Annotated in this window: 5 protein-coding genes; 2 read left to right on the top strand and 3 right to left on the bottom strand. The window is 38.7% G+C overall.

Features of this window, described 5'->3' with window-relative positions:
* Nucleotides 1-75: 75 nt before the first annotated feature.
* Together IQ247_RS31360 and IQ247_RS33480 are read left to right on the top strand one after the other, a co-directional pair.
* Nucleotides 76-1,131: an LD-carboxypeptidase gene (locus tag IQ247_RS31360; RefSeq protein WP_193926058.1), complete on the top strand. Its 1,056-nt coding sequence runs from the start codon at nucleotides 76-78 to the stop codon at nucleotides 1,129-1,131.
* Nucleotides 1,132-1,353: 222 nt separating this feature from the next.
* On the top strand, nucleotides 1,354-2,055 hold the full coding sequence (locus IQ247_RS33480; RefSeq protein WP_193926060.1) for a rubrerythrin family protein: 702 nt from the start codon (nucleotides 1,354-1,356) through the stop codon (nucleotides 2,053-2,055).
* Between the two features lie 55 nt (nucleotides 2,056-2,110).
* On the opposite strand, the gene IQ247_RS31370 is transcribed toward IQ247_RS33480, so the two are convergent.
* The 3 genes from IQ247_RS31370 to IQ247_RS31380 form a co-directional block, all read right to left on the bottom strand.
* Nucleotides 2,111-2,833, bottom strand: a complete 723-nt coding sequence (locus IQ247_RS31370; RefSeq protein ID WP_193926062.1) for a PEP-CTERM sorting domain-containing protein — start codon at nucleotides 2,831-2,833, stop codon at nucleotides 2,111-2,113.
* Nucleotides 2,834-3,056: 223 nt separating this feature from the next.
* Nucleotides 3,057-3,479 carry a tellurite resistance TerB family protein gene (locus IQ247_RS31375; protein WP_193926065.1) on the bottom strand — a complete coding sequence of 141 codons (423 nt, stop codon included), beginning with the start codon at nucleotides 3,477-3,479 and terminating at the stop codon, nucleotides 3,057-3,059.
* A 44-nt stretch (nucleotides 3,480-3,523) separates the two neighbouring features.
* Nucleotides 3,524-4,879: a 16S rRNA (cytosine(967)-C(5))-methyltransferase gene (locus IQ247_RS31380; RefSeq protein ID WP_193926067.1), complete on the bottom strand. Its 1,356-nt coding sequence runs from the start codon at nucleotides 4,877-4,879 to the stop codon at nucleotides 3,524-3,526.
* Between the last annotated feature and the right edge of the window lie 18 nt (nucleotides 4,880-4,897).

A 4,897-nucleotide genomic window follows, 5' to 3' on the forward strand; every position in this document is an offset into this window, starting at 1 on the left:
CGTCTAACCTTTACTTGTCAGCTATAAAACATATACCTTTGAAGGATTTAAGTAATTAAACTTATATCTTTACCTATGTTAAATCGCCGCGATTTTCTCAAAACGGTTGCTGCTACTACTGCTGTCTCTACATTAATTCAACCGTTAAATTTGGCTCAAGCTGCAAATTTCAAGTCAATTAAACCCCCTCGCTTAAAACCCGGTTCCGTTATCGGAATAGTTAGCCCCGCAAGTGCAACTTTTGTCCGCGAAGAACTCGATATTGTCCAAGATGCAGTCCGCGCTTTAGGTCTTATACCCCAACTCGCACCCCACGTTTTAGATAAATACGGTTATTTTGCTGGAAAAGATGGCGATCGCGCTGATGATATTAATCAATTATTTGCCGACCCTAAAGTTACCGCAATTCTACCCATTCGCGGTGGTTGGGGATGTAGCCGTATTCTCCCTTATCTCAATTACGAAGTTATTCAAAATAATCCCAAAATTATTGTTGGTTTCAGCGATATTACTGCACTGCTTGTAGCTATTCATGCCAAAACAGGACTCGTAACTTTTCACAGTCCCAATGGGCTTACTTCCTGGAGAACTCAGCAAACTGACTATTTCCGTCGTGTTCTATTCGCTGGGGAAAAATTAATATTCAAAAACATCAAAGATGCAGATGATAATGACCGTTTAATGCAGGTAAAATACCGAATTCGCACTATCAACTCAGGAATTGTTCGCGGAAGATTAATTGGAGGAAACCTTTCGGTGTTTTCTACTTTGGTCGGTTCTCCCTACTTACCCAATTTAAAAGGAGCAATTTTATTTTTAGAAGAAATCGGCGAAAATATTTACCGCATTGACCGTTTTCTAACTCACCTTAAACTGGCTGGTGTCTTAAAACAAATCGGCGGCTTCATTTTCGGTCAATGTCCCGGATGTAACCCAGGCACTGATTATGGTTCACTCACTTTAGAACAAGTATTATCCGACCACATCAAACCTTTAAATATTCCCGCTTGGCACGGAGCAACCATCGGTCATATGGAAAATATTCGCACTATACCCATCGGTTCACAAGTTGAAATTAACGCCGATTCCGGTACTATAACCATGCTTGAATCCGCAGTGTCTTGGAGTTAGGAGTTTTTACAATTATTAGAAGTCGGGTTTTTAGGATAAATATCTGTAACAACAAACAATCACTGTAAAAACCCGATTTCTCACCCACTTCACAAAAAAATCTTGATTTATCCATAGTCATAATGACTTTATTTAAGTTATAATCAAATTCATAACGACTACGCATTAGAAGTACTAAAACAGTAATTTTGTCAGCGTAGAATAAAAGAGAGGTTGCACAGCATGGATTTATCAAATTCCAACACCGCGAAGAACTTAGAAGCGGCTTTTGGTGGGGAGTCGATGGCAAATAGGAAATATTTATTCTTTGCGGAAGTGACGAAAAAGTTGGGAATGAGCGAACTTTCTAAGCTATTCAAGGATACTGCGAATCAGGAGACAGAACACGCTTTTGCTCACTTTCGGTTAATGCATCCAGAGTTGGTAGTAGATGATGCGAAGTCTTTAACTGAAAAACAAAAAAAGGCGATCGCGGCACGGTGTTTAGAATTAGCGGTAGAAGGTGAAACCTACGAATACGAAACGATGTATCCGGGTTTTACAGAAGAAGCACGTGCAGATAGAGATGGTAAAGCTGTAGCGGAGTTTGAAACCCAAGAAGCAGAATCCCGCGAACACGCTGAGATGTTCCGCAAAGCCACACATAATTTTGGTCTTTTAACGAACGTTGAAAATCATCATGCCCGTCAATATACGGAAGCCTTGGAAACGCTAAACGGTAAATCAGCCCCACACAAGAAAGCAAATGACGACCCAGCGACACAAAAATGGATTTGCCGTCAATGTTCGATGATATACGACCCCGTAGTCGGTGATACAGATTCTGGAATTGCAGCGGGAACAGCATTCAAGGATATTCCCGAAGATTGGCATTGTCCCATCTGTAATGCAACCAAGAAAACCTTTGTACCTTACGAGTTGTAATTCAAAACAAGCCGGAGGGTAACTCCTCCGACTTAATTTTATTATAGTTTTGGGATTACACGGCTGTTTTCTGTTTAATTTGCTTACCTACAGTTTTGCGACGGGTGGATGCTAATCCAACTCCTACAATCCCAATGCCGAATATTGTAGTTGGTTCTGGAACTGATGTTTGGACAAATCCTGATTCGGAAACTTGTCTAGTTGTAAAGTTGATTTTTCCACCTTGACTGAAAGCTAAATTTAGTAAAGTTGTTGATTGTTGAGTATCAATAGATGGTATAAAAGCAGATACAAATGGAGTCAATTTATTCTGAATATCTTGAAAATCTTCTCCAGTAAATTGGTAAGTAAAGTCATCTGGTGGAAAATCACCATCTCCGACATAATTAGAATTTTCTTCCGCTAAGACACTTGGTAAGATGTTTTGATATTTGTCTGGTACAAAAGCCTGGTTGAGTGCGGTAAATGGTGTTGGATTTGCTTTGATATCGCTCAAAGTTAAATTTTTACTAATTCCAAAAGCTCCAAAAGATGCATCAAAGGATGTCAGTTTGTAACTGAATTTACCGGATGGGAGTTCAGATTTGGTGAAAGAAAAATTTCCCGTAGCAACTTCACCATTTAAATTATTTGAAGTGACGCTAAATTCGGAACGATAAGACATAGTTGCAGCCTGTACTGGATTCGTCATAATGATTCCAGTTGTCGCAAAACTGCCTAGAGTACCAACGCTAAATAAAACTGCTTTTTGATATGGGTTTTGAAAATTTAAAAACATATTCACGATTTCTGAAAATTTTATGCAAGTGATTATTAAACTGATTGCAGCCTAACACTAACACTTTCAGAGTTTCCAGAGCTATCGTGAGTTCTTTATAAAAGCAATAATTATTGCTTTATATATTAGTATTTATACTGTTAAAAAAAATAACGGAGAATAGGAAGACGATGACGACAGACGTAGCAATGCTACGTCTCTACAACTGATTCCTAACTATTTCTCAGTTTTGCACTTCAACCCAACGACGGTAGAGTTTTTGAATCTGTTTGAGAATAGTATTTAAATGCCGTTGATTTGATTCGCTCTCGTCAGATAATTGCTGTAACTTGGCTAATAACTTGGCTTCTTCAACCGCCACTTCTCCATCACTGTAAATTAAACCGCTGATATCTTGAATTAAATTTTGATAATCTTCAGCACTAGGAGAATCTCCTAAATATTGCTTAACCCATTCGTAGCACTCCGCTGGTTTTACAGGGACTAATTCATATAACCAGGGCTTAATTTCTGGATCTGTAGCGATATCCTTTTCTTTGGCTATTTGTAGAAGATATTCTCTTTCTTCGGGTTGAACTTTACCATCAATCCAAGCTGCTGCAATTAAGATTTTTAACAATTTTTTGACATCAGGATTGCTAACCATAGTTGCCTCCTTTAAATTTTTTCTATTAACGAAATTTTACAATTTTAATTGTGCTTTTTTCTTAAACGCACCATAAAAAAACCATCCATGTTGTGTTTATGGGGTAATACTTTAATCCAACCTTCGTTAGTAGAATAATCATGGATGGGTGAATTAATATCGGGGGGTTCGATTTCCCAATTAGGATGGGATTCTAAAAACCACTTGATAACGCCTTCGTTTTCTAATGGATGCAGTGTACAGGTAGAATAAACTAAAGAACCATTATCCTTGAGGAAAGTTGAACTATGTAACAATAGTTCTTTTTGAAGCGTAGAAAGTTCCTCTACACTTTCCGGAGTTTGTCGGAAACGTGCATCAGCGTGACGGTGGAGAGTTCCCAAACCTGAACAAGGAACATCAAGTAATACCTTATCCGCAGAATTTTGAAATTGAGTAAAATTACGAGTATCACCCACGCAAATTTGAATCGAATTTAAATTGAGACGTTGAGTATTTTGTTGCAACTTACGCAGACGCGAATCAGTGCGATCGCAAGCCCAAATCTTGCCTGTATCTCCGATTAATTCAGCGATGTGGGTTGTTTTACCACCGGGTGCGGCACAAGCATCAATTATCACTTCGCCTTGTTGGGGATTCAGTAAATAACTCACTAATTGAGCGCTACTATCTTGTATCGTCCACCATCCTTGATTAAAACCAGGTAAATTCTTAATTGAACCAGGATGACTTAATAATCGTAAAGCATGGGGTAAACTAGGAATGCGCTCAGACAAAATACCTTGATTTTGTAAAGCGGTTTCAACTTCCTCACAACAAGAACGAAGTTGATTGACTCGTAAATCAATACTTGGTGTTTGGTTCATCCATTCACATAATTTTTCTGTTTCCGAAAAACCAAATTGTTCTAACCATAAACTGACAATCCAGTCAGGAAAGCTATGTAAAATCCCCAATCTTTTCACGGGATTTTCTGGTAATTTTAGCGGAATAGTAAAATGTTCTCCCACCTCTTCCCCAAGCCGAATATACTGTCGTAACAAACCATTAACAAAACCAGAAAGACCTGAAAAACCATTATCTTTCGCTAATTGAACGGTAGTATTAACAGCAGCACTAGAAGGAATTCGTTGTTGAAATTGTAGTTGATATAAACCTAAATGTAAGATGGTGCGGAGTAATAAAGGTTGTTGATGGGATTTTTTTTTGGCTAATTGGTCAATAATTGCATCCAGAGTTCGCACTCTTCTGACACTACCATAAAGTAACTCCGTCACCAAACGGCGATCGCGATCTGGTAAATCAGCTTTTTGCAGCACTCGATCTAATGCTACGTCAGCATAAGCCCCCATATGGACATCTCGTAGGGCTATTAAAGCTTGTTGACGCGGGGAAATCATATAAGACAGGGGGATGGG

Origin of the sequence: Plectonema cf. radiosum LEGE 06105 (genome assembly GCF_015207665.1) — a bacterium.
Taxonomy (GTDB): domain Bacteria; phylum Cyanobacteriota; class Cyanobacteriia; order Cyanobacteriales; family Nostocaceae; genus Rivularia; species Rivularia radiosa_A.